The organism is Pseudarthrobacter sp. MOO14 (assembly GCF_058267675.1).
In genome coordinates, this window is sequence record NZ_CM177849.1 from 1,307,007 (window position 1) to 1,329,641 (window position 22,635).

Consider the following 22,635-nt stretch of genomic DNA (forward strand, 5'->3'; position numbering starts at 1 on the left):
GAATACAGCCAGCTATGTACTTTGGGATCATGCAAACCCTCACGCAGGCTCCCGTGCTGGCCCGGTTCGGCTACGCGGTCTCAGACCCCACCCGCGCCCGTGTCCTCCTGGCGCTTTCCGGGGCAGCCTCGTACCCCTCGGACCTGGCGGACAGCCTCGGCGTGTCACGGCAGAGCATGTCCAACCACCTGGCGTGCCTGCGCGGGTGCGGCCTGGTGGTTGCTGTTCCGGACGGCCGGCGCACACGCTACGAGCTCGCGGATGCCCGGATCGGCCACGCCATCACGGACCTGATCAACGTGGTCCTGGCCGTGGACCCCACCTGCTGCGGCCCCGACGGGAACGTGGCGTGATGACAGCACTCCACATGCCCGGCACGGAACGCCGGCGGGTCCTCAGCCGCCGGATCCGGCTCTTTGCAGCGGCCACCATCACCTACAACGTCATCGAGGCCGCCGTGGCGCTGTGGGCGGGCGGGGTGGCCGACTCCTCGGCCCTGATCGGCTTCGGGCTGGACTCGGTGATCGAGGTGGCGTCCGCACTGGCGTTGTCCTGGCAGTTCTCCGCCAAGGACCCGGAGCGGCGCGAGCACCTGACGCTGCGGATCATCGCCGTTTCCTTCTTTGCCCTTGCCGCGTTCGTGGCCGTTGACGCCGTCCGCTCGCTGGCAGGCGCGGGAGAAGCGCAGCACTCGGGTCCCGGCATCGTCATCGCGGCCCTGAGCCTGGCCGTCATGCCCGTCCTGTCCTGGGCCCAGCGCCGTGCCGGCCGCGAACTCGGCTCCCGGACGGCAGTGGCCGATTCGAAGCAGACCCTGCTGTGCACCTACCTCTCCGCCGTGCTGCTGGTTGGCCTGGTCCTGAACAGCACCTTGGGCTGGTGGTGGGCGGATGCCGGGGCCGCCCTGGTCATTGCGGCAATCGCCGTCCGTGAAGGCATCAGTGCGTGGCGCGGGGACCCCTGCTGCGCGGTTCCGCACGCGGAGCAGGACCCGGCCGGCGACGACTGCTGCGGGCCGGCTCCGCAGTCCTTGGGCATGCCCACCATGAGGAAAGGCTGACCCGTGGGCAGCGGACACAGCCACTCCCACGGCGGAGCCGACCACCACGGCCAGCGCGGAAAGCTGCTGCTGGTTTTCGGCATCACGTTTACCGTGATGCTGGCCGAGATCCTCGGAACGGTCCTGACCGGGAGCCTGGCCCTGCTGGCGGACGCCGGGCACATGTTTACCGATTCCGCCGGGCTCCTCATTGCAGTGATTGCGGCATCCCTCGCCCTGAAGCCTGCCACCCACACCCGCACCTGGGGTTACAAGCGCGCCGAAATCATCGCCGCGGCCGGGCAGGCCGCATTGCTGCTGGGCGTGGGCGGATTCGTCATTGTGGAGGGCATCCGCCGGCTGTTTGCCCCTCCCGAGGTGGGCGGCTCCCTCATGCTGTGGTTCGGCGTCATCGGCCTGGCCGGCAACGCGGTGGGGCTGTTGGTGCTCGCCTCCGGCCGTCACCACAACTTCAACATGAAGGCCGCGTTCCTCGAGGTGCTCAACGACGCCCTGGGTTCCATCGCGGTGATCGTGGCAGCACTGGTCATCGCCCTGACCGGCTGGACCCGGGCGGACGCCGTCGTGTCCCTGCTGATCGGTGCGCTGATCATCCCGCGCACCCTCAGCCTGCTCCGGGACACAGTGAACGTGCTGATGGAAAGTACTCCCCCGGGCCTGGACCTGGCCAAAGTACGGGAACACATCCTGGCCCTGCCGCACGTCATCGACGTCCACGACCTGCACGCTTCACTGGTGGCTTCGGGCGTTCCGGTGTTGTCCGCCCACGTCACCGTGCAGGATCAGTGCATGCGCGACGGGCACTCGGCAAGCATCCTGGCCGACCTGCAACGCTGCGTGGCCAAGGACTTCGACGTCAGCATCGAGCATTCCACCTTCCAGATCGAACCCGCTGCGCACCGCGACCAGGAAAGCATCCAGCACTGACGGCACAGGCCGCCTGCCGGCCGGGCCTTCGGCCGCCGGGAGCAGAGTGGCTCAGGCGGCCACCGGCTCCTTGGTGCGTTCCCGTGGTACCGGCTCGACGGCGGGTTCCAGCTTTGCGTTGGCCCACTGCCGGAGCGGCCGCTCCACAAAGCGGACCGACGCGTACGCCACCAGCACGGTGAGGACCGCGGTCAACGCGATCCGGAGGGGCAACGCCGGGATCAGCCGCATCAGCAACAGGTACACCGGCAAGTGCCAGAGGTACATCGCATACGACAGGTCGCGGCCGGGGTTGGCAAGCCACGGGTGGCTCAGGATCCGCGCCAGGAACCCTGCCGGCTCGAGCACCAAGGCTCCTATCAGCACCGCTGACAACAGGGCGAGCACCGCGGGCCCGGCAGCCCAGAAAACCGTGAACCACACGCCAGGTCTGTCAGGTTCCAGGAACAGGAACAGGGCGGCCGCCAGAGTAATGGCCGCCAGCGGGGCTCCCCAGCGGGCCACGGACACCAACCCACCGTGCAGCCGGGAGCCGGTCCGCACGGAGGTGAACAGCAGGGCCAGTGCGCAGCCAATCAGCAGCTCGTCGGCGCGGGTATCCGGGCCGTTGTAGATCCGGGCCAGCGGCTGGCCCTCGGTGACCAGCAGGATCCGGTTCAGCAGGAACGCGCCGGCCACCGCCAGCGTGGCGAAGGCGACGGTGCGGACCTTCCACAACCGGAGCATCACCAGCAGCAGGAGCGGCCACACCAGGTAGAACTGCTCCTCGACGGCCAGGGTCCAGGTGGGGCCCAGCGTTTCCCCGGCGATGGAGTCGCCGAACACGCCAAAGTGCGCCAGGTTCATCACGTAGGCCGCGGCCGGCAGGACGAACCCCGCCTGTCCGCCCCAGCCCGAGGCCGGGAACAGGAGGCCTGCCACGAGGATCACCGCGCAGAGCGCCAGCAACGCCGGCCAGAGCCGGGCCAGGCGCTTGGCGTAGAAGATGCCCAGGTGGAGGCGGCCGGTGGTGCTCCACTCCTTCATGATCAGCAGCGTGATCACGAAGCCGCTGAGCGTGAAGAAGACGTCGACGCCGATGGATCCCCCGGGGACAAGATCGGTGGCCGTGTGAAAAAAGAACACTCCCGCCACGGCGATGGTGCGGAGCCCGTCCAGGGCATGCTTGCGCCCGGCGATGAGCCCCGTTCCGGGCAAGGCCGGGCGCTCCGCGGCTGACAAAATTCCACTGCTTGACCTAAAAACCACTAAGCAAGCATATATAACGTTTCCATAACTGCCCTGTGTGGAAGCTGGGCGGACGCTGAAAACGGGGCCCAACATCGTGGCTTGTGGCCGGCCGGCGCGCCTTCTACATTGAACACATGGTGGACCAGGACATGGCAGAAGATTTCGAGCGGCTCGTCGAACTGATCGGCGGCACGGAAGACATCAAATCCGTGTTGGACGCCATCACCACGTTTGCGGCGGCCACCATGACGGACACCACCGGCACGCCTATTGAATGCGCCGTGACCCTGCGCCGCCGCAAGCACACGGCCACCATTGGCGGCAGCAGCGATACTGCGGTGGTGCTGGACAGGATCGAGCAGACGCTGGGAGACGGGCCCTGCGTCGACGCGCTGGAGACCGGCGTCCCCGTCCTGCTGGGTGACGTGGACTCCGACCCCCGGTGGCCCGAGTACCGCCAGGCCCTCGCAGCCGCGGGCATCGCCAGCGCGCTGGGGGTGCCCATGAAACTGCAGGACGACGCCGGGGCCGTCCTGGATTTTTTCGCACCCGCCAGCGGGCTCTTCAGTGAGCGGGCGGTGTCCGAGGCGGTACGGTTTGCGGACATGGCGGGCATGGCCCTGCGCCTGGCCATCCGGATAGCGTCCGCGGACCAGCGTGCCGAGCACCTGAAGGCCGCGATGGACACCAGGACCGCGATTGACGTGGCCTGCGGGATCATCATGGCGCAAAACCAGTGCAGCAAGGACCAGGCGTTTGAAGTACTCCGCCGGGCCTCCAACACGCGGAACCAAAAGCTCAACGATCTTGCCCAGTCGCTGGTGGACCGGTTCACGGGCTCCCAGCCCACAGCCGCCTACTTCGAGGATTGAGGTTGCACGCCGGCGGCGTTCCCCGCCGGCCCGGGAGCCAGCGACGCTGCTGACTCCCGGAGTGTACGGCGTGGATGTGGCCCACCCCCGAATCATGGATTTCCCTTGGGCCACATCCGCGCCAGCTAGGGGGGAGGCGGATGCACGCCCGGAAGGGGCTCGGGTGTTGTGGGGAGAGCGGTCACGGATATCCTCAGACGGTGCGTTGCTGGCCGTCTGCCTGACCTTGGGCCAGCCTACAAGCACCTGCCTTCCGGCAACAGCGTGCAAGCGCACAATTTTCTGTCAAGATCATGCAAGGATTCAGCGGGCTGGACCCAACCACTCCGCCATCGCTTCCGGCAGGCCCGACGCCGAGTGCCCGCCGGCCCAGGCCACGTAGCCGTCGGGACGCACCAGCACTGCCGTTGGTGCAGGCACCACGCCCAGCACCGGGAGCTCCCACGCGCCGTCGTACGTCCCGGAAACCTGCCGCACCCGTCCAGTCCACGCACCCGCGTCCAGGCCGGCACCGCCAAGTTCCAGCAGCAGTGGCCGTGCCTGGTGCAACAGCTCACAAATCCGCACGGATCCCCCAACGGTGGCGATATCCAGGTCGGGCATCCGGCGCCCCACGAGGGGGTGGCCCGTGCCAGGACCGTAGGCGACGTCGAGGCCGGTGACCAGTGCCGTCACCGGATCGGCGGCGCCATCGCGGCGGAGGACCTCGTCCAGCAGGTCCCGCAGCGCCTCCTGCCGGGGATCGGCCTTCTGGAACAGGGACTGCGCCATGGTGTATTTGAGCGCGCGGGCGCCTGCCGGGTGGCGTTCGGCATGGTAGGTGTCCAGCAGGTGGTCCCCGGATATTCCGCGGACCACCTGCGCCAGCTTCCAACCGAGGTTCACGGCATCCTGGAGGCCCAGGCCAATGCCCTGCCCGCCGGTCGGGGAATGGACGTGGGCGGCGTCGCCGGCCAACAGGACGCGGCCCTTCCGATAGGACTCCGCCTGCCGGGTGGCGTCCGTGAAACGCGAGAGCCAGGCAGGGCTGTGCACGCCGAAGTCCGTGCCGAACACATCGGTCAAAGCGCGGCGCAGGTCCTCCAGCGTGGGCTCGGTGGCGGGACCCAGCTCCCCTTCGGTCACCACCACCCGGACCATGCCGTCCCCCATCGGGTACAGCCCGTGGATGCCGCGGGCATCCACTGTGCCCTGCTGCACGGGTTCGCCGGCCACCTTCACCTCCGCGATGAGGCTGCTGCGGGTGGCGTCCGGGCCGGGGAAGTTGATCCCCGCCGAGCGCCGCACCACGCTGCGTCCGCCGTCGGTGCCCACCACAAACCTGGCCCGCACGGGTCCGCCGCCGGCGAGCTGCACGTCGGCGCCGTCGTCGTCCGCAACCACGCCGGTGACCTCCACGCCCCGCCGGACCTGCACGCCCAGCTCCTCTGCCCAGCCCAGCAGCAGCCGCTCGATGTGGTTCTGGAACAGGGCCAGCGTGTACGGGTGGCGCGTGGGCAGGCCGGCCAGGTCCAGCTGGGTGGCGCCAAACGTTGCCGCCTGAACGGTCTTGCCCTCGGCAAGGAACCGCTCCGCGATGCCGCGCTGGTCCAGCAGTTCAATGGTTCGCGCGTGGATTCCACCGCCGCGGGAGCCGGCCAGCTCCTGGGACGGCCGCCGCTCCAGCACCAGCGCCTCCACGCCCGCCAGGCGCAATTCCGCCGCGAGCATCAACCCCGTGGGCCCGCTCCCCGCTATCACCACATCATGCATGTTGTCCCCGCCCGTTCCTGCACCCGCCAGCCGGGATGCGGCACCCAGTATGCGTCAGCCCGGGGGCCTTGCGGCAAGCCCCCCGGAGCGCGGTACCTTGGAAATACAGGGACGACTGCCGCCCCAAAAGCAGGCGTGCCGCCTTCTCCAGGTTGGGGGTCCCTGAGAAGGCGGCACTGCGTCCAAAGTACTTGCCGGCGCCTGCGGCACAGCCCGCCGGCTGCTCTTTCGGCCGAAACTTTAACGATTCCTTTACGCCGGGCGGAACGGCCCGCCCCCAGGACGCGCGTGCGTCATCGACCAATGGGCACGCCGTTTACGCCGAATTCACCCGCCTTTACACCTGTCAAGACTGTTTGCGCCACACCGATCCTCCGTACGCTGTGGCGTAGGCCGCACAGCGGCCATGGACGCCACACAGCGCCGTTCCGGTGCTGCACACAGGGCATAGCCCCGACTTTGCATGGCGAACGGTCTCCTCCCCCGTCTTGGTGGTGCGCCAACCACATTGCTCAATTCAGGCAAAAATGGAGAAACCAAAAATGAGGAAAATACTAGTGCGCCTGCTTCTGGCGACGCTCTTGGCAGCGATGGCGCTGCTGGCTCCACAAGCGGTCCAGGCCGCCCCGCCGGTCCCGGCGTATCCTGCGTGCCCCGGTTTTGACGTCACGCTCAGTTCGACCGGTGGGACACAGGACGTCCGCATGACACGAATCAAGGACGGAATCATCTACACCGTCGTCGCCGGCCGTGGAACAACCATCACGGTGACCAATGCCGAATCCGGAAAGTCAGTAACGTTCGGCACGAAGGGTTCGGTCACCAGGAGCGCCACGGACATCGACACCGGCGACATTACGTGGTCGCTGTCCGGCGCAAACCTGGTCCTGTTGTTCGACAAGGTTGACCTCGGCGGACCGTCCACCATCCTGTACACCGGTGTGGTCAAGTACACCACTGACAGCAACTACACCCTGACCCAGCCCTTCCAGCAGCAGTCAGGCACGCAGCGGAACATCTGCGCTGAGCTGGGCTAGGCGGACACTCGTCCGGGCGGCGGCATAAACTCCGCTGCCCGGGCGAACTTTTTTTAGAGCGTTGTCGATCCGGGCTTCCCCTGCGCGTCGTATGGGTAGGGGCTCCAACAGTGGGCTCTTATTGACAAGCGAAGGGAGTTCAAAATGTCCAAGTATCTGATCCTGATTTACCAGGACGAAGCGGTGACCAGGCAGGCCGAAGGCGAGTCGATCAGCGCCAACTACCAGGAGTTCATGGAACGCCGCGGAGCGTCCCTGATCAGCGGCGCCGCCCTCCACCCGTCCTCCACGGCGACATCCATCCGCCGCGACGGGGCCGGCGGGTTCGTGGTGACGGACGGCCCCTTTGCCGAGTCGAAGGAGACCCTGGGCGGCTACTACCTGGTGGAGGCGGCCGACCTCGACGAAGCGCTCCAGATCGGCAAGGAGGTGCCCGCCGGCGTCGGGGTTGAGGTGTGGCCGGTCCGGGTGGTCAGCTGATGGCGCGGGCCGCCGGCTCGGAGGTTGCTGCCGCGGTTGCCGATGCGCACCGCCGGGAGTGGGCGTTCGTGCTGGCGGCCACGGTGCGGGTTGCCGGGGACATTGACGCCGCTGAGGAAGCCGTCCAGGACGCGTACGCCAGCGCCTTGTCCACGTGGGGCGGGAACGGCATCCCGAGCAATCCCGGGGCTTGGCTGACGGTGACGGCACGACGACGGGCCTTGGATATGCGGCGCCGTGCGGCAACGGCGCAACGGGCTCTGCCCAAGCTCCTTGGCCGTGAGGACGACGACGGCGGGTTCACAGATGGGGACGATATTCCGGATGACCGGCTGAGGCTGATTTTTACCTGTTGCCACCCTGCCCTTCCCTTTGAGGCACGGGTGGCCCTGACGCTGCGGCTGCTCTGCGGACTGTCCACGGCCGAGGTGGCGCGGGCGTTCCTGGTCCCCGAGGCCACCATGGCGGCCCGCATCACCCGGGCGAAGAAGAAGATCACGGCCGCTCACATCCCCTACCGGGTGCCGTCGGCGGACGAGCTGCACGAGAGGGTGGACGGAGTCCTGTCGGTGGTGTACCTCGTGTACACCACCGGGCACACGGCGCCGTCAGGAGCCGACCTGATGCGCCGGGACCTTGCCGAGCGCGGCGCGGAGCTTGCCCGGCTGCTGCGTGAACTGCTTCCTGCCGACCCCGATGTGGCCGGGCTCCTGGCCCTGGTCCTGCTGACAGAGGCGCGGCGGGATGCCCGGATGGACGGGAACCGGGACCTCGTCCTGTTGGAGAACCAGGACCGGTCCAAGTGGGACCGGCACGCCGTCACGGAAGGAGTGGCGCTCCTGCGCGAGGCGCTGGCGTCCCGGCCGCCCGGCCGCTTTGTCCTCATGGCAGCCATCGCTGCCGTCCATGACGAGAGCGGGTCCTGGTCCGGCACCGACTGGCAGGAGATCCTTGGCCTTTACGACCTGCTGATGGAGCGGTGGCCCTCCCCCGTGGTCCGGCTCAACCGGGCCATCGCCCTGGGCTTCGCGGTGGGGCCGTCCGAGGGGCTGGCAGAACTCGATGCGCTTGGCGCCGAGCCGCAGCTTGCCAGGTACCCGTACCTGGCTGCGGCGCGCGGTGACTTCCTGGTCCGGCTGGGCCGGCCGGATGAGGCGCGGGTGGCGTTCGAGGAGGCGTTGATCCTGACGGACAACGAAGCCGAGCAGCGTTTCCTCCGTGCCCGCCTGTCCGGCCTGGCCGGCTGACGCCGCCAGTTGCCGGTTCGCCGTGGCCCGCGGCAAAGGGAAAGCCCCTCCTAGGAGGGGCTTTCAACGTAGTGGTTGTCACTTGGCTTCCGATAGTGGTCGGTGTTGATGCACTCCCCCTTCCCGGACGCCCCCGGGCGCCCATCCGGACTATGACCTAAATCACTTTAGTGACCTCCGGCTAGGGCGTAAAGACCCTAATCGAAAAAAGGCACGGCGTTCGACGGCGGGGCGCGACCGGCGTCTGACATGGCAGCGACCGGTGCCCAAGCCAGCGACCGGGCATTATGCTTCTGACGGAGGGCAGAACTGTGAACAAAAACCGGCTTGAGGCGTTCAGCGATGGCGTGCTGGCAATCATCATCACCATCATGGTGCTGGAGCTGCGAGTACCTGAGGAGCCCACCTGGCATGGCGTCGCCGGGGTGCTGCCCACCTTGCTCAGCTACCTGCTCAGCTTCGTCTATGTGGGGATCTACTGGAACAACCACCACCACCTGATCCAGATTGCGGACCGCGTCAACGGTGCCATCCTCTGGGCCAACCTGCACCTGCTGTTCTGGCTCTCCCTGTTCCCCTTCACCACCCGGTGGATGGATGAGTCCGGGTTCGTAGAGGTGCCGGTGCTGGTCTACGGCATCAACCTTCTCGCCGCAGCCATCGCTTTCTACATCCTGGAGCAGGCACTCATCCGCGAACAGGGCAAAACCGGGGCCGTCGCCCAGGCCCTGGGGCGCGACTGGAAAGGCAAGGCCTCGCCACTGATCTACCTCGTCGGCATAGCCCTGACCCTCGCCCAGCCGCTCCTGGGTATCGCCGTGTACACGGTGGTGGCGCTGATCTGGCTGGTCCCGGACCGCCGCGTGGAGCACTTCGTGTACCGCGCCCACCAGCCCGGCGACGCCAACAGCCAGGACCTCCCCGGCCACACCACGCCCTAGGTTTCCTTTCGGCGGGACCTATTCCTCTGGTCCGGGACCATCCCCGGAGATGCACTGGTACCAGCAGGTGCCAGTGCATCCCGCCCGAAAGGAAACGCAGAATGGCCAAGGACACCGCGCTGGCTGCCGAGGGGACTCCCGAAGCAGCCCCGGGGTCACGATGGGAAGCCGTGGCAACGTGACAGCCACGAAACACAATCCGTCCGCCGTGGCAGCAATCAAGGCAGTCCACACTCTCGCGTGGCTGTCGATTGAGCTATGCGTCGTCTACGTGCTCGTCACCGGCTTGGCCGGGCGGACCGACAAGCGCGTCGGCATGGCGGCGGCAGTGGTCGCCGCCGAAACCCTGGTATTTGCCGCCAACGGATTCCATTGCCCCCTCACCGGCCTCGCGAAACGGTACGGCGCCGAAACCGGCTCGGTCACGGACATCTACCTGCCGAAATGGTTCGCCCACAACCTTCCGGCCATCCACACTCCCCTGCTGGTGCTGATGGCCTACCTCCACATAAGGAACATCCGCCGAGGGCTGGCCGGCTAAGGGCCAACCTACCGGCGGCGCTCGTCGAACGTGGAGGAGCTCAGATGTCCGCCAGCAAGGACGTGGGGTTTTCGATGGCGTCCGCCACGAAGCGGAGGAAGCCGCCGGCGGTGCCACCGTCGCACACCCGGTGGTCGAAGGTGAGGGTGAGCTCGGTGACCTTGCGGACAGCGAGCTCGCCGTTGACCACCCAGGGCTTGTCGATGATGCGGCCCACCCCGAGGATGCCCACCTCCGGGTGGTTTATGATCGCAGCGGATCCGTCCACGCCGAATACGCCGTAGTTGTTCAGGGTGAAGGTGCCGCTGCCGAGTTCGGCGGGTGTCGCCTTGCCGTCCCGGGCCACCTGCGTGAGGCGGCGGATTTCCGCGTCCAGTTCCCGGGCGCTGAGTTTCTCGGCGCCGCGGACGGAAGGCACCACCAGGCCACGCTCGGTCTGGGCCGCGAAGCCGAGGTTGATCCCGTCGAATGAGACGATCTCCTGCGAGCCGTCCTCAGCCGTTTCGATCCGCGTGTTCAGTTCCGGGTACTTCTTCAGCCCGGCGGTGACGAACCGGGCGATGAAGGCGAGCAGGCCCGGAGCTTCCCCACCCTTGGCTTTGAGTCCTTCCCGCAGCTCCATCAACGCCGTGGCATCCACATCCACCCACACGGTCGCTTCCGGGATTTCCGAGCGGCTGCGCGCCATGTTCGCGGCCACTGCCTTCCGGACACCGCGGACAGGAGTGCGGGCGGAGACGGCGAGACCCGTGCGGGGGTCTGCGGTTTTGGTTTCGACAGGCTCAACCACCGGGGTGCGCCTGGTTTCCGCCTGCTCGACCGCCGGGGTGGAGATGGCCGCTTCGACGTCGCGGCGCATGATGAGGCCACTGTCGCCGGAGCCTTGGAGGCCGCCGAGATCGACGCCGTGCTCCCGGGCCATGCGCCGGACCAGCGGTGAAATCACCGCGCCGAGCCTGCCGGGGACGCGGGTGCGCAGGAGGCTGAGGTCGTCCTCGGTGGTGTTGACAGGCTTGGTTTCGACAGGCTCAACCACCGAGAGCGAGGCTTTGGGAGCACGGGTGCGCCGGGCAACGCCGTGACCCCCGGGAGTGCCGTAACCAATCAGGACATTCCCTGACCCGGCCTTCTCCTCTTCCCGGTAAGTCTCGGCTGCCGCCTCTGAGGCAGCTGGCGCGGATGATGCCGCCCCGGGAGTGGCATCGGGCCTTCCTGAGCCGGACGACATGCTGCTTGCAGCATGGTCGTCCGGCGAAGGGGCGGGGGCGGCGTCATCCGCGTCAGCCCCACCGGCGACACCAGTAAAGAGCGGCGTCACCGAGATCAGCGGCTTCCCCACGTCCAGGGTCTCCCCCGGCTTCCCGTGCAGCTCGGTGACGATCCCCGCGTACGGGGACGGAACCTCGACGGCGGACTTTGCGGTTTCCACCTCGGCGATCGGCTGGTCAACAACAATCGTGTCCCCCACCGAAACGTGCCAGGCAACGAGTTCGGCTTCGGTCAGGCCTTCGCCCAGGTCCGGCAACAAAAACACACGTGCTTGGCTCATGGTCAGTTCTCCCACTGAAGGTCGTCGACGGCGTCGAGGATGCGGTCCACGCCGGGCAGGTAGTACTTCTCGAGTTTGGGCGCCGGGTACGGGACGTCGAACCCGGTGACCCGGCGGATGGGCGCGGCCAAGTAGTGGAAGCAGCGTTCCTGGACCCGGGCAACGATCTCGGAAGAGACGGACGCGAAGCCGTGGGCCTCGGCGATCACCACGGCCCGGCCGGTCTTGCGGACGGACTCACACACGGTCTCATCATCGAACGGCACAATCGTCCGCACATCGATCACTTCCAGCGAGCGCCCTTCCAGGGCGGCGGCCTCGGCGGCGGCGAGCGCGGTGGGGAGGGACGGACCGTAGGCAATTAGCGTGGCGTCCGTGCCGGGACGGGCGACGGCGGCCCGGCCTTCGGAGGTGCGTCCCGTCGTCGTGCCTTCCGCGTGTTCGCGGCGCAGCTCACCCAAGTCCACCTGGTCCTTGGTCCAGTACATCTTCTTGGGCTCCATGAAGATAACGGGGTCGTCGGAGTCGATCGCTTCGCGGAGCATCCGGTAGCCGTCCGCCACGGTGGCGGGGGTGTACACCTTCAGGCCGGCGGTGTGGGCGTAGTAGGACTCGGAGGAATCGCAGTGGTGTTCCACTCCGCCGATGCCGCCGCCGTACGGGATGCGGATGACCATGGGCAGTTTCACGGCTCCCTTGGTGCGGTTGTGCATCTTGGCCACGTGGCTGACAATCTGCTCGAACGCGGGGTACGCGAACGCGTCGAACTGCATCTCGATCACCGGGCGCATCCCGTTGATCGCCATGCCGACGGCCATGCCCACAATGCCGGATTCGGCCAGCGGAGTGTCGAAGCAGCGCTGTTCGCCGAACGTGGCGGTGAGGCCGTCGGTGATGCGGAAGACGCCGCCCAGCATGCCCACGTCCTCGCCGAAGACCAGGACGGAGGAGTCGGCGTGCATGGCGTCGGCGAGCGCCGTGTTCAGGGCTTTGGCCATGGTGACCGGCTGCGGGCCGGCGGCTTCGGCGGACGCCGCCGCGGAGGCTGCGGCCCGGGCGGTGGCGGCGGAAACGTTGCCGTTGGCCTCGGACGAGGTGGTGATGGTGGGGCTCACTTGCCGGCCTCCTGTGAATCGGTAGCAGCTGCGTCGCGGGCGAGTTCGTCGGCGAGCATGGCGGATTCTTCCGCCAGCTGCGGTGTCTGCCGGTCGAAAACGTGGCGGAACAGTTCCTGCGGGTCGACGGGAACGTCCTCGCTGAGGCCTTCGCGGAGCTGCGCGGCAACGGCCTCGGCGTGTTCCCTGATGCGGGCCTCCCCGTCGTCGTCCAACAACCCGCGGTCCGTGAGGTACGTGCGCATCCTGTTGACCGGGTCCTTGGCCCGCCACTCGGCAACCTCGCTGTTTTCGCGGTAGCGGGTGTCGTCGTCGGCGTTCGTGTGGGCCTGCATGCGGTACGTGTTCGCTTCCACCAGCAGCGGGCCGGAGCCTTCACGGGCGAGCTTGACGGCGCGGTCCAGGACGGCCAGGAGCGCCACGACGTCGTTTCCGTCCACGCGCTCGCCGGCCATGCCGTAGCCCACGGCCTTGTGCGCGAGCGACGGCGCCACGGACTGGTGCGCCAGCGGCACCGAGATGGCGTACTTGTTGTTCTGGACGAAGAAGATCACCGGCAGGTGGAAGACGGCGGCGAAGTTGAGGGCCTCATGGAAGTCGCCTTCGCTGGTGGCGCCGTCGCCGCACATGGCCAGGACCACGGTGTCCTCGCCGCGGAGCTTGGCGGCGTGGGCCACCCCGACGGCGTGCAGCAGCTGGGTGGTCAGCGGGGTGCACTGGATGCCCACCTTGTTTTCGAGGGGGTCGTAACCGCCGTGCCAGTCGCCGCGGAAAATGGTCATCACCTGCACCGGGTCCACGCCACGGGTCATGACGGCCACGGCGTCGCGGTAGGTGGGGAACATCCAGTCGGCGTCGGAGAGGCACAGGGCGGCGGCAACCTGGCAGGCTTCCTGCCCGTGGCTGGAGGGGTAGACGGCCATCCGGCCCTGGCGGACCAAGGCGGAGTTCTGGTCGTTGACGCGGCGGCCGACGACGAGTTGCTCGTAGGCTGCCAGCAGTTCCTTGTCGCCGGGCACGGGGTATTCGTGGCCGGGCTGGGTGCCCTGCTCACCTTCGGGGATGAGCCGGCCGTCCGGGTCCACCATCTGGATCTGGTGCCGGGCGGGGAGCATGTAGTCCTCCACCGTGATGCCGAACTTCTTCACAGCGTCGGTCAGCGCGTTTCCTGCTGGCTCGGTGCTGGTGGTGTCCGGCGCGGTGTGGTCTGCGGAGATCGTCATTGGTCCGTCCTTCGGTTGCCACTATTCGCTCCCAGTATGGTCCCGCAGCAGGTTTCGTATCTACCGGGTGGGCAAATCGTGGAGAAGCTGCTTCAAAGCGCCTACTATGGGAGACGATTTGTAACTGTGACGTGGATTACCGACGGGAGCCGTGGACAAAATGCCGGGCAAGGATGCTGCAGCCGAGGTCCCGCTGGACGACATTGACCGCCGGATCATCAGTGAGCTCACCCGGGACGGACGGATGTCCGTGACCCAGGTGGCGGAAAACGTGCACATCTCCCGGGCACATGCCTACTCGCGGATCGCCCGGCTGACCGGCGACGGGGTGCTGACCCGCTTCACCGCACTGGTAGACCCCATCAAGGCAGGGCTGAAGTCATCGGCCTATGTCACCCTCAAGCTGAAGCAGGACTCCTGGCGGGAACTTCGGGACCAGCTGGGCGCCATCCCGGAGGTGCACCATATCGCCCTGGTGGGCGGTGATTTCGACGTGATCCTCCTGGTCCGGGCCGTGGACAACATCGACCTTCGCCGGGTCATTTTCGACCAACTGCAGACCATGCCGGGCGTCCTGGATACGCAGACTTTCCTGGTGTTCGAGGACGTGGATACGCGGTAGAAGCGGGCTAAGTCGCCGACCACCCCTTGCCGTCGGCGCCGGGAGGTGACGCCGACGCACAGGGCAGGGCGTTGCCCACCCGTGCGAGTACCCGCCCGCCGATCCAAGTAGCGGTCAATTCCAGTCGCTGGAAATTCGGGTACCACTACGTGTTGTTGCGCCCTATTGCGTTCGCAAATATTGGGTCATCGATCCACCGGAAGGCACCTCGATGGAGCCACCTATGGGGGAACGGGTTCTCAATCACACACACAAGGAGTCTTTCCATGCGCCCAATGACCAAGAAGAACAAGATCGCCGCAGCTGCCGCTTCCATCGCCCTGGTGGCCGTCGGTGGCGGTGCCGCGTACGCCTACTGGAGCACCACAGGCGGTGGTAACGGCTCCGCGGTAGCCTCCTCCGGCACCAGCCCCGTCACCATCAACGTGACCGTGGCGCCGGGCGTTGCCCCAGGCACGCCTAAGAACATCACCTACACCGCCGCCAACCCCAATGCCAGCAACACCCAAGTGACGCTGGCAACCCCCGTCGTCACTACCGATGTTGAGGGCTGCCTGCCTGCCTGGTTTACGGCCACCGCTCCCACCGGCGCCACCAACGTTCCTGCCGGCGCGACAGCCACTGCCCTGGGCACCGGAACCCTGACCCTGACTGACAGTGCAACGGTCAACCAGGATGCCTGCAAGGGCGCAACCATCACCGTGACCGTCGGAAGCAACTAGCCAACAGCTGGCCGGGGGCGGCGCAATCCGCCCCCGGCTTGCCGTCGTCTGCACCAAGGAACAAGGGGGCACAAGGTGCACAAGCAGGACGGGCCATCACGGCACGGCACAAGGAACGGCATCAAGGCAGCGCTGATAGCGCTGCTGTTGCTGCTGGGCAGTGCGGGGGCGCTGATCGCGGCATCGAACAATCCAAAGCCGGGCATCACTGTGCAGGTCTCCCCTGCCAGCCAGTCCGTCCAGCAGGGCCAGTCGGCCTCCTACACGGTGACGGTGACGTCCACCGGAGGATTCAGCGGAGCCGTCAACCTGGCCACCGCGGGACTCCCGGCCGGCGCGGCAGGCGCCTTCACGCCGTCGTCCGTCACCCTGACCTCCGGCAGCAACGCGACCGCAACGTTGAACGCCACCACCGGCGCCACTACTCCGGCCGGGACCAATGCCCTGACCATTACCGGAACCAGTGGCAAGGTGTCCGGCAGCGTGGACGCCAGCCTCACCGTGAACTACAAGATGTCCACCGCGTTCTCGGTGGCATCCACACCGGATTCCGTCACCGTCCCGCCCGGGGCAACCGCCGTCTACACGCTGCAGTTGGCCCGCAACAACTTTCCCGCCGCCGTTTCCTTCAGCGTCCAGGGCGGACTGCCCGCCGGCGCCACGGCAACGTTCTCTCCCACACCGACAACCGGAAATTCGAGCACGCTCCAGGTGGCAACCACGGCCGCCTCACCAACCGGCAGCTACAACCTGTACCTGGTGGGGACCGGAAAGGACGCCGCCGGGAAGTCGCAGTACGCCTACGCGAACGTTCAACTGGTCTTGGATTCAACCATCAAGCAGTTCACCCTCTCCGGGAACGTGCCCGGGACACTGTCGCCCGGGACCTCGGCCGCACTGGACCTGCAGATCAGCAACCCGAACAACAAATCTGTTTCCCTGAGCAACCTGTCCGTAGCTATCGCGGGGGTTACCAGGAGCGCGGATGCCACCGCGAAGAACCTGGCGTGCACGCCGGCCGATTTCGCCGTCACCCAGTACAGCGGGCCATACCCCCTGGTGGCGCCAACTGGCAGCAGTTCGCTGTCCGGTCTCCGCCTGGCACAGTCCGCGTGGCCGCGGGTGGGGATGCTGGACAGTTCCAGGAACCAGGACGGTTGCAAAGGCGCAACCCTCCAGCTGACGTACTCGGGATCAGGACAGGGGAACTGAGATGACCAGCATCCACAGTCGTCGCGGCATCAAGGCCGCGGCCCTCGCCGGGCTCCTGGCCACTGCCGGCGCCGGTACCGCCTACGCCTACTGGTCCGCGGCAGGCGGAGGCTCCGGGTCCGCCGCGGCCGGCACCATGCAGGCAGTCACAGTCGACGCCCTGGTGGCCGGCGACAACCCGAAGACGGCCCTCATCCCGGGCGGCAGCGCCGACGTCGTGCTCCGCCTGACCAATCCCAACCCGTATTCGGTGCAGGTTTACGGCGTCACTGCGAACGGCCCCGCCGCCGCTGATGCCGCGCATCCGGGCTGCACCACCACCGGTGTCCGCTTCGCGGGTGCCGCGCCGCTCACTCCCGCAACGTACGTTGCCGCGAACTCGTCAGCACTCATCACCCTCCCCGGAGCGGCCACCATGGACACCACTTCCCTCGCCGCCTGCCAGGGCGCAACCTTCAAGGTCCCCGTGACGGCGGAGGTGCGGAAATGAGTTTCCTTCTGCTCGGCCGCCCGTCCCGCCGGCTGCCCTGGATCGTCACGGCCCTGCTGCTCCTGCTGGGAACGGGCACCGCCGCTTACGCATTTTGGGCCTCCAGCACCAGCAGCAGCAACGCGGCCGCCACGGCAGACACGCTCTCACCAGGATCGAAGCCCGCGGTCACCGCCGCCGGCTCCGCATTAACGGTCACCTGGGCCGGCGGCACCACTGTGAACGGTCGGGCCGCCACCGGCTACACCGTTGCACGCTATTCGGCGGCCACCGGCGGCACGGCTACCCCTGCCACGGGCGGCTGTGCCGGGACCGTCACCACGCTTACCTGCACGGAACTGTCTGTGCCCGGCGGCATCTGGTACTACACGGTGACGCCTGCGATTGCCCTGTGGACCGGCGCCGAGAGCCCGAGGAGCAACGGCACCAGCAGTGACTCCACCGCACCGGTGGCCACCGTTTCCGGGATCTCGCCCACGCCCAACGCGGCCGGATGGAACAACACAAGCCCCGTCAGCGTGACGGTCACGGCAGATGACGGGGCCGCCGGGTCCGGCGTCGCCTCCATTTCCTACGGGCTCGACGGCGGCGCGCAGCAGACGGTCAGCGGCGCTGTGGCCAATGTCCCCGTCAGCGGCGACGGGACCCACACGCTCACATACTTCGCCACGGACAAGGTGGGCAATGCAGGGTCCGCGCAGAGCCAGACAGTGCGGATCGACACCCAGGCACCAGCCGCGCCGGCGTTCACCCCTCCGGCGTACGTGAATGCCGGCAACGTTGGAGCGGTGCCGCTGACAGGCACCGCTGAGGCGGGGTCCAAGGTGACGCTTGTTGCCAGCGATCCGGGTTCCGCGCATTCCATTTCGGCCACGGTGACGGCATCGGGGACGGGTACCTGGTCTGCATCCCTGGACTTGACCAGCCTGAACCAAGGCGCAGTCACCTACTCGGCCACGGCCACGGACGCCGCGGGCAATACCAGCCCGGCCAAGACGGCTACTTGCACTAAGGACACGGTGGCTCCGGCCGCAGCGCAGTTCTCGAGCGTGCCGCAATACGTGAACAGTGCCGGGGTTGGTTCGGTTCCCGTCGCCGGCACCGCTGAAACCGGCGCGGTGGTGACCGTTTCGGCGATGAGCCCGGGTTCAGCCGCGGCGGTTACCGGCACGGCGACTGCCACCGCTTCAGGCTGGGCGGTGAATCTCAACCTCACGTCCCTGAGGGACGGAACGGTGACGTACACGGTCACCGTGACGGACTCCGCGGGCAACACCAGCGCCCCTGCCACTGCGACGGACACGAAGGACACCGTGGCACCCGTCCTGACCATCACGGCGCCGATGTTCGTGAACCTCAGCAGCAACGTGGCGGCGGTCCCGGTCAGCGGAACCACCGAGGCGGGGACGGTCGTGAACGTGACGGTCAGGAACGGAGTCTCGCAAAGTGTCACCAAGCAGGTCACAGCCACCGGGACGGCCTGGTCCACCACCATGGACCTGTCCACCCTGACCGACGGCACCCTGACTTACACGGCGGCAGCAACTGATGCTGCAGGAAACCCCGGGACGGCCACTGCTTCCGGCATTACCGCGAAGGACATGGTGGCTCCGACGGTTACCGCGGTCACGCTGGTGAACAGCGGGGGCACGTTGGGCAAGGTGGAACAAGGGGACTCGCTGACAATCCAGTTCTCCGAACAGATCGACGCAACGAAGATCTGCTCCAGCTGGACCAACAGCGGAACTCAGACTCTGAGCGGCAACAACAACGTCACCGTGAACATCAGCACTGCCAACCTACTGACGGTGACCAGTACAAGTTGCACCTTGAACCTGGGCTCGATTGCCCTGGGATCCAACGCCAAGTACGCGTCAGCCGGCGCCCTCAGCTTCAGCGGCAATGGCAACGCGAGCAACATGAGCTCCGTAACCTGGGACGGGTCCAGCATCCTCACCATCAAACTGGGCAAGTCCGGCGGAGGGACCTCCGGGACCACCACCACCCCGGACGCTCCCACCTACACCCCCGGGACCGGCTTTGCCGACCCGGCGGGCAACCCGCTCGGTTCATTCGCACTCACGGCAACATCTCGTTTCTAGACCCGGGCAGCGGCTCCCCGTCTATTCGTCGCCGGGGAGCCGTTGCGTGTTTCGAGATATGTGGAGTGCCGGTCACTTCCGGTGCCGCTACGCCAATACTTGTTAGCCCGTGCGTATTGATAAACACAGTGGTTCAATGGCGGTTGTGCCCCACAGCACAGTCAGGACCCCGAACACCAGGAGGACAGTATGGCTGGAATCAATGCGAAGTTCGACAAGGAATACCTCGACAAAGGCATCGACGACTTGGCTGCGGCGCCAGTCGAAGCACTGAAGGGCCTTTCCGAGGGCGACGCCCAAAAGCTCAAAGAGGCGCTGAACATCAAGACCGTCAAGGACTTGGGGACCAACAAGTTCTTCCTCTGGGCCCAGGCCGTCTCCAAGCTCGCGGAGTAGCGGGCACAGGCACAGAATCCGAAGGAAGCCCTTGGCGCACACATGCCAGGGGCTTCCTGCTGGTCAGGGGCACAAACACCAACGTTCAGCGGCCCGAGAATCTCCACAGCGGTTGCACAGCGGAGCCCTACATCGGGAACAGCCGGGGCCCGGATGCTTGAGTCATCCCCCTCCAGCGGAGGGCCAACCCAGAAGGAGCCCCACATGAAGACCACCGTAAAGTCAGCGATCGCCAGCCTCGCCCTCGCAGCAGCCATCGGCGGAGGCGAAGCAGCGCGTCCGGCTAACAGCGGGCGCGCTGCTTCTCGACGCCGCAAAGGACCGGACCAGGGACGCCTCCGGCAGAGCAACGCCAAAGGAAACAGGTACTGATTGGCCAATTCTGCCGGTCAGCACAGAGTACCCGCCACAAAACATCGAGTACTTACTACTCATGACGGCCCAGGGATCCTGCCCATAGGCTCGGCAGACCGGCCACGACCTGTGTGCTGATAAACGCTGGGGTTTGTGCCCGGAACGCGACCGGATAAGAACTGCTGCCGGCCCACACTGACGTGGCCGGCTTTGGGGTAATCCGATCAAGCGCGGGAGAGCTGTGATGAAGATTAAGCGTTCTGTTAGTTGGCTGGCCCAGTTACTGGCCCTGGCCGCCGTCCTTACCGCTACGGTGCTGGCCTCTCCAGCCAATGCGGCGGCGGACGGTACCTACGGGAATCCGAGCATCAACTATGCGGGTGCCGTGAATCCTCCCACCGCGGACAAGCCCCAGAGCAAGCTGTGGTGGAATGACGGTTCCTGGTGGGCCGACATGTGGACCACCGGCAGCGGCTGGCACATCTACCGCCTGGACCGCGGGACCGAGACCTGGGTGGACACCGGCCTGCTGAATGACAGCCGACCCAATACCCTCGCGGATACCCTGTGGGACGGCACCCACTTGTACATTGCCTCCCACGTCGTAACGGTGTCCACCGAGGCGGTACCGCAGGCCTCGGTTCCCAATAAGCCTGCCTACCTCTACCGGTACAGCTACGCCGGCGGCAAGTACACGCTGGACAGCGGGTTCCCGACAGTCATCGCTCCCAACAGCAGCGAGTCCATGACGATCGACCAGGACAGCACGGGCACCATGTGGGCCACCTGGACGGAGGTGGCGGGTGATCCAACCAACGGTTTCACCAGCACGGTGTACGTCAACAACTCAGCTCCCGGGGGAACCAGCTGGTCCACGCCGTTTGTGTTGCCCGTGGCCAACCCGCACCCGGCAGCCGATGACATTTCCTCGGTGGTCGCTTTCGGGAACAAGAAGATCGGGGTGATGTGGACCGATCAGCTCACCGGGTCCGTCTGGTGGGCTACGCGTACCGACGGAACTGCTCCGGCAGCGTCGTCTTCATGGAAGGTGCAGTCGGCCGTCAAGGGCAACGGCCTGGCCGATGACCACCTGAACCTGAAGTCACTGCAGGCAGACTCGACCGGGCGCGTGTTCGCGGCAGTGAAGACCAGCCTCGACCAGGTTTCGTCCGATCCCAAGCTTCCACAACTCCTGATGCTCGTCTTCAAGCCGGGCACCGGGGCCTTCACGCAGACCACCATTGCCACCCTGGGCGATTGCGTGACGCGCCCGCAAGTGGTGCTGGATCCGGAAAACAACCTCGTGCATGTCTTTCAAACAGCACCGGCCGCCTCCGTCAGCGGATGCTCCTTCACAGGGGAAGCGGGCAGCATTTACGAAAAGACCGCGTCCATGGACAATCCAGTGTTCGGGGCAGGCCGCGGTACTCCCGTTATCCAAGACCCTACGTCCCCCAACATGAACAACGTGACTACGAGCAAGCAGCCGGTCACCAGTGCATCAGGCCTGGTAATCCTGGCCAGCGATGACGTGGCCAAACGTTACTGGTTCGCCGACAGGCCACTCACCGTTGCTCCTGCCCCCACTGTCCCCGGCGCGTTCGTCCCCGTTGCCCCCGCCCGGCTCCTGGACACGCGCAACACCGCACCTGTGGGCTCGTTCTCCTCGGTATCGTTCCAGGCCGCTGGTGTGGCAGGGGTACCCGCAAAAGTCTCGGCGGTGGTCTTCAACCTCACCGTGACCCGGCCGACGTCGTTCGGGCACATCATCGCGTACGCCTCCGGCACCCCGGTCCCGGTCACCTCCAACGAAAACTTCAACGCCGGAGACACCATTCCGAACAACGTCACCGTCCCCGTGGGGGCCGACGGCAAGGTCACCCTGCAGAACAATTCGCCCGGCACCACGGACCTGATCGCCGACATCGCCGGCTACTACATCGCTGGAAGTCCGACAGTTCCGGGCGCGTTCGTCCCCGTTGCCCCCACCCGGCTCCTGGACACCCGCAGCACCGCACCGGTGGGCTCGTTCTCCTCGGTATCGTTCCAGGCCGCTGGCGTGGCGGGGGTACCCGCAAAAGTCTCGGCGGTGGTCTTCAACCTCACCGTGACCCGGCCGACGTCTTATGGCCACATCATCGCCTATGCCTCCGGCACCCCCGTCCCGGTCACCTCCAACGAAAACTTCAACGCCGGAGACACCATCCCGAACAACGTCACCGTCCCCGTCGGGGCCGACGGCAAGATCACCCTGCAGAACAACTCACCCGGCACCACGGACCTGATCGCCGACATCGCCGGCTACTACATCGCCGGAACCCCGACAGTCCCGGGCGCGTTCGTCCCCGTTGCCCCCACCCGGCTCCTGGACACCCGCAACACCGCCCCGGCGGGCTCGTTCTCCCCGGTTTCCTTCCAAGCCTCGGGAGTTGCCGGAGTGCCTGCGAAAGTTTCGGCGATTGTCTTCAACCTCACGGTGACCCGTCCACAGTCCTACGGACACATCATTGCCTGGGCGTCCGGAACTCCAGTCCCGGTGACGTCCAACGTGAACTTCAGCGCCGGGCAGACCATCCCTAACAACGTCACCGTCCCCGTCGGTGCCGATAACAAGATCGCCCTGCAGAACAACTCGCCCGGCACCACGGACCTGATCGCCGATATCTCGGGCTACTTCATCGCCGGGGCCACGCAGTAGGGCCGGCTGACCCGGACGCACGGTAACCCAACAGGAAAACCATTGAGCCCGGCACCCTTTTCACA

General features: G+C 66.6%; 22 protein-coding genes. 17 read left to right on the plus strand and 5 right to left on the minus strand.

All coding sequences use genetic code 11. The features are described 5' to 3' along the window. The first annotated feature begins 29 nt into the window (after positions 1-29). From AC4EEV_RS06115 to AC4EEV_RS06125, 3 genes are read left to right on the plus strand one after another with little or no spacing between them, the layout of a single operon-like run. Entirely contained in the window at positions 30-353 is a 324-nt protein-coding gene (locus tag AC4EEV_RS06115; RefSeq protein WP_133830417.1) for an ArsR/SmtB family transcription factor, read from the plus strand. Beyond that, positions 353-1,060, plus strand: coding sequence for a cation efflux transmembrane domain-containing protein (locus AC4EEV_RS06120; protein WP_491330381.1), 708 nt, complete (start codon positions 353-355; stop codon positions 1,058-1,060). The genes AC4EEV_RS06115 and AC4EEV_RS06120 overlap by 1 nt, the downstream gene beginning before the upstream one ends. A 3-nt stretch (positions 1,061-1,063) precedes the next feature. Then, a complete protein-coding gene (locus AC4EEV_RS06125) occupies positions 1,064-1,987 on the plus strand; it encodes a cation diffusion facilitator family transporter (RefSeq protein ID WP_133830419.1) in 924 nt (307 codons plus the stop codon). Positions 1,988-2,038: 51 nt separating this feature from the next. On the opposite strand, the gene AC4EEV_RS06130 is transcribed toward AC4EEV_RS06125, so the two are convergent. Beyond that, positions 2,039-3,208: an acyltransferase family protein gene (locus tag AC4EEV_RS06130; protein ID WP_491330382.1), complete on the minus strand. Its 1,170-nt coding sequence runs from the start codon at positions 3,206-3,208 to the stop codon at positions 2,039-2,041. A 143-nt stretch (positions 3,209-3,351) separates the two neighbouring features. Here AC4EEV_RS06130 and AC4EEV_RS06135 point away from each other — a divergent pair, with 143 nt between their 5' ends. Beyond that, positions 3,352-4,089 carry a GAF and ANTAR domain-containing protein gene (locus AC4EEV_RS06135; protein ID WP_043423694.1) on the plus strand — a complete coding sequence of 246 codons (738 nt, stop codon included), beginning with the start codon at positions 3,352-3,354 and terminating at the stop codon, positions 4,087-4,089. Between the two features lie 303 nt (positions 4,090-4,392). On the opposite strand, the gene AC4EEV_RS06140 is transcribed toward AC4EEV_RS06135, so the two are convergent. Beyond that, a complete protein-coding gene (locus tag AC4EEV_RS06140) occupies positions 4,393-5,841 on the minus strand; it encodes an FAD-dependent monooxygenase (RefSeq protein ID WP_491330383.1) in 1,449 nt (482 codons plus the stop codon). Between the two features lie 704 nt (positions 5,842-6,545). Between AC4EEV_RS06140 and AC4EEV_RS06145 the strand changes: the two genes are divergently transcribed. The 5 genes from AC4EEV_RS06145 to AC4EEV_RS06165 all read left to right on the plus strand — a co-directional run bounded on the left by AC4EEV_RS06145 (position 6,546) and on the right by AC4EEV_RS06165 (position 10,087). Continuing rightward, positions 6,546-6,878, plus strand: coding sequence for a hypothetical protein (locus AC4EEV_RS06145; RefSeq protein WP_491330384.1), 333 nt, complete (start codon positions 6,546-6,548; stop codon positions 6,876-6,878). 144 nt (positions 6,879-7,022) lie between these two features. Continuing rightward, positions 7,023-7,358: a YciI family protein gene (locus AC4EEV_RS06150; RefSeq protein WP_018760625.1), complete on the plus strand. Its 336-nt coding sequence runs from the start codon at positions 7,023-7,025 to the stop codon at positions 7,356-7,358. Then, entirely contained in the window at positions 7,358-8,605 is a 1,248-nt protein-coding gene (locus tag AC4EEV_RS06155; protein ID WP_491330385.1) for an RNA polymerase sigma factor, read from the plus strand. The genes AC4EEV_RS06150 and AC4EEV_RS06155 overlap by 1 nt, the downstream gene beginning before the upstream one ends. Positions 8,606-8,916: 311 nt before the next feature. Then, entirely contained in the window at positions 8,917-9,546 is a 630-nt protein-coding gene (locus AC4EEV_RS06160; protein WP_491330386.1) for a TMEM175 family protein, read from the plus strand. 178 nt (positions 9,547-9,724) lie between these two features. Further along, entirely contained in the window at positions 9,725-10,087 is a 363-nt protein-coding gene (locus tag AC4EEV_RS06165; RefSeq protein ID WP_240617667.1) for a hypothetical protein, read from the plus strand. A gap of 40 nt (positions 10,088-10,127) precedes the next feature. On the opposite strand, the gene AC4EEV_RS06170 is transcribed toward AC4EEV_RS06165, so the two are convergent. Genes AC4EEV_RS06170 through pdhA form a run of 3 tightly spaced genes read right to left on the minus strand, consistent with a single transcriptional unit; the run spans position 10,128 to position 13,974 of the window. Then, positions 10,128-11,636 (minus strand): dihydrolipoamide acetyltransferase family protein, encoded by a 1,509-nt coding sequence (locus AC4EEV_RS06170; protein ID WP_491330387.1) that lies wholly within the window; start codon positions 11,634-11,636, stop codon positions 10,128-10,130. Between the two features lie 2 nt (positions 11,637-11,638). Continuing rightward, entirely contained in the window at positions 11,639-12,751 is a 1,113-nt protein-coding gene (locus tag AC4EEV_RS06175; protein WP_491330388.1) for an alpha-ketoacid dehydrogenase subunit beta, read from the minus strand. Next, positions 12,748-13,974, minus strand: a complete 1,227-nt coding sequence (gene pdhA, locus AC4EEV_RS06180; RefSeq protein ID WP_491330389.1) for a pyruvate dehydrogenase (acetyl-transferring) E1 component subunit alpha — start codon at positions 13,972-13,974, stop codon at positions 12,748-12,750. Before pdhA ends, AC4EEV_RS06175 begins: the two co-directional genes overlap by 4 nt. Positions 13,975-14,134: 160 nt before the next feature. Here pdhA and AC4EEV_RS06185 point away from each other — a divergent pair, with 160 nt between their 5' ends. The 8 genes from AC4EEV_RS06185 (at position 14,135) to AC4EEV_RS06220 (ending at position 22,570) form a co-directional block, all read left to right on the plus strand. Further along, complete coding sequence (locus AC4EEV_RS06185; protein WP_109044260.1) at positions 14,135-14,596, plus strand: Lrp/AsnC family transcriptional regulator; 462 nt, start codon at positions 14,135-14,137, stop codon at positions 14,594-14,596. Between the two features lie 266 nt (positions 14,597-14,862). Beyond that, positions 14,863-15,318, plus strand: a complete 456-nt coding sequence (locus AC4EEV_RS06190) for a hypothetical protein (RefSeq protein ID WP_285319306.1) — start codon at positions 14,863-14,865, stop codon at positions 15,316-15,318. Positions 15,319-15,393: 75 nt separating this feature from the next. Then, the gene (locus AC4EEV_RS06195) at positions 15,394-16,530 is read left to right on the plus strand and encodes a COG1470 family protein (RefSeq protein ID WP_491330390.1); all 1,137 of its coding nucleotides are present in this window, start codon (positions 15,394-15,396) and stop codon (positions 16,528-16,530) included. Position 16,531: 1 nt separating this feature from the next. Then, entirely contained in the window at positions 16,532-17,020 is a 489-nt protein-coding gene (locus AC4EEV_RS06200; protein WP_491330391.1) for a hypothetical protein, read from the plus strand. Beyond that, positions 17,017-19,122 (plus strand): beta strand repeat-containing protein, encoded by a 2,106-nt coding sequence (locus AC4EEV_RS06205; protein WP_491330392.1) that lies wholly within the window; start codon positions 17,017-17,019, stop codon positions 19,120-19,122. Before AC4EEV_RS06200 ends, AC4EEV_RS06205 begins: the two co-directional genes overlap by 4 nt. A 189-nt stretch (positions 19,123-19,311) precedes the next feature. Then, the gene (locus AC4EEV_RS06210; RefSeq protein ID WP_018760638.1) at positions 19,312-19,518 is read left to right on the plus strand and encodes a hypothetical protein; all 207 of its coding nucleotides are present in this window, start codon (positions 19,312-19,314) and stop codon (positions 19,516-19,518) included. Between the two features lie 204 nt (positions 19,519-19,722). Then, positions 19,723-19,890, plus strand: coding sequence for a hypothetical protein (locus tag AC4EEV_RS06215; protein ID WP_491330393.1), 168 nt, complete (start codon positions 19,723-19,725; stop codon positions 19,888-19,890). 226 nt (positions 19,891-20,116) lie between these two features. Next, positions 20,117-22,570 (plus strand): hypothetical protein, encoded by a 2,454-nt coding sequence (locus AC4EEV_RS06220; RefSeq protein WP_491330394.1) that lies wholly within the window; start codon positions 20,117-20,119, stop codon positions 22,568-22,570. Positions 22,571-22,635: the final 65 nt, after the last annotated feature.

What these genes read in the sequence shown, in the direction of transcription:
- AC4EEV_RS06115 (WP_133830417.1), top strand. Translation starts at nt 30, where the DNA reads ATGCAAACCCTCACGCAGGCTCCCGTGCTGGCCCGGTTCGGCTACGCG.
- AC4EEV_RS06120 (WP_491330381.1), top strand. Translation starts at nt 353, where the DNA reads ATGACAGCACTCCACATGCCCGGCACGGAACGCCGGCGGGTCCTCAGC.
- AC4EEV_RS06135 (WP_043423694.1), top strand. Translation starts at nt 3,352, where the DNA reads ATGGTGGACCAGGACATGGCAGAAGATTTCGAGCGGCTCGTCGAACTG.
- AC4EEV_RS06140 (WP_491330383.1), bottom strand. Translation starts at nt 5,841, where the DNA reads ATGCATGATGTGGTGATAGCGGGGAGCGGGCCCACGGGGTTGATGCTC.
- AC4EEV_RS06145 (WP_491330384.1), top strand. Translation starts at nt 6,546, where the DNA reads ATGACACGAATCAAGGACGGAATCATCTACACCGTCGTCGCCGGCCGT.
- AC4EEV_RS06150 (WP_018760625.1), top strand. Translation starts at nt 7,023, where the DNA reads ATGTCCAAGTATCTGATCCTGATTTACCAGGACGAAGCGGTGACCAGG.
- AC4EEV_RS06155 (WP_491330385.1), top strand. Translation starts at nt 7,358, where the DNA reads ATGGCGCGGGCCGCCGGCTCGGAGGTTGCTGCCGCGGTTGCCGATGCG.
- AC4EEV_RS06170 (WP_491330387.1), bottom strand. Translation starts at nt 11,636, where the DNA reads ATGAGCCAAGCACGTGTGTTTTTGTTGCCGGACCTGGGCGAAGGCCTG.
- pdhA (WP_491330389.1), bottom strand. Translation starts at nt 13,974, where the DNA reads ATGACGATCTCCGCAGACCACACCGCGCCGGACACCACCAGCACCGAG.
- AC4EEV_RS06185 (WP_109044260.1), top strand. Translation starts at nt 14,135, where the DNA reads ATGCCGGGCAAGGATGCTGCAGCCGAGGTCCCGCTGGACGACATTGAC.
- AC4EEV_RS06190 (WP_285319306.1), top strand. Translation starts at nt 14,863, where the DNA reads ATGCGCCCAATGACCAAGAAGAACAAGATCGCCGCAGCTGCCGCTTCC.
- AC4EEV_RS06200 (WP_491330391.1), top strand. Translation starts at nt 16,532, where the DNA reads ATGACCAGCATCCACAGTCGTCGCGGCATCAAGGCCGCGGCCCTCGCC.
- AC4EEV_RS06205 (WP_491330392.1), top strand. Translation starts at nt 17,017, where the DNA reads ATGAGTTTCCTTCTGCTCGGCCGCCCGTCCCGCCGGCTGCCCTGGATC.
- AC4EEV_RS06210 (WP_018760638.1), top strand. Translation starts at nt 19,312, where the DNA reads ATGGCTGGAATCAATGCGAAGTTCGACAAGGAATACCTCGACAAAGGC.
- AC4EEV_RS06215 (WP_491330393.1), top strand. Translation starts at nt 19,723, where the DNA reads ATGAAGACCACCGTAAAGTCAGCGATCGCCAGCCTCGCCCTCGCAGCA.
- AC4EEV_RS06220 (WP_491330394.1), top strand. Translation starts at nt 20,117, where the DNA reads ATGAAGATTAAGCGTTCTGTTAGTTGGCTGGCCCAGTTACTGGCCCTG.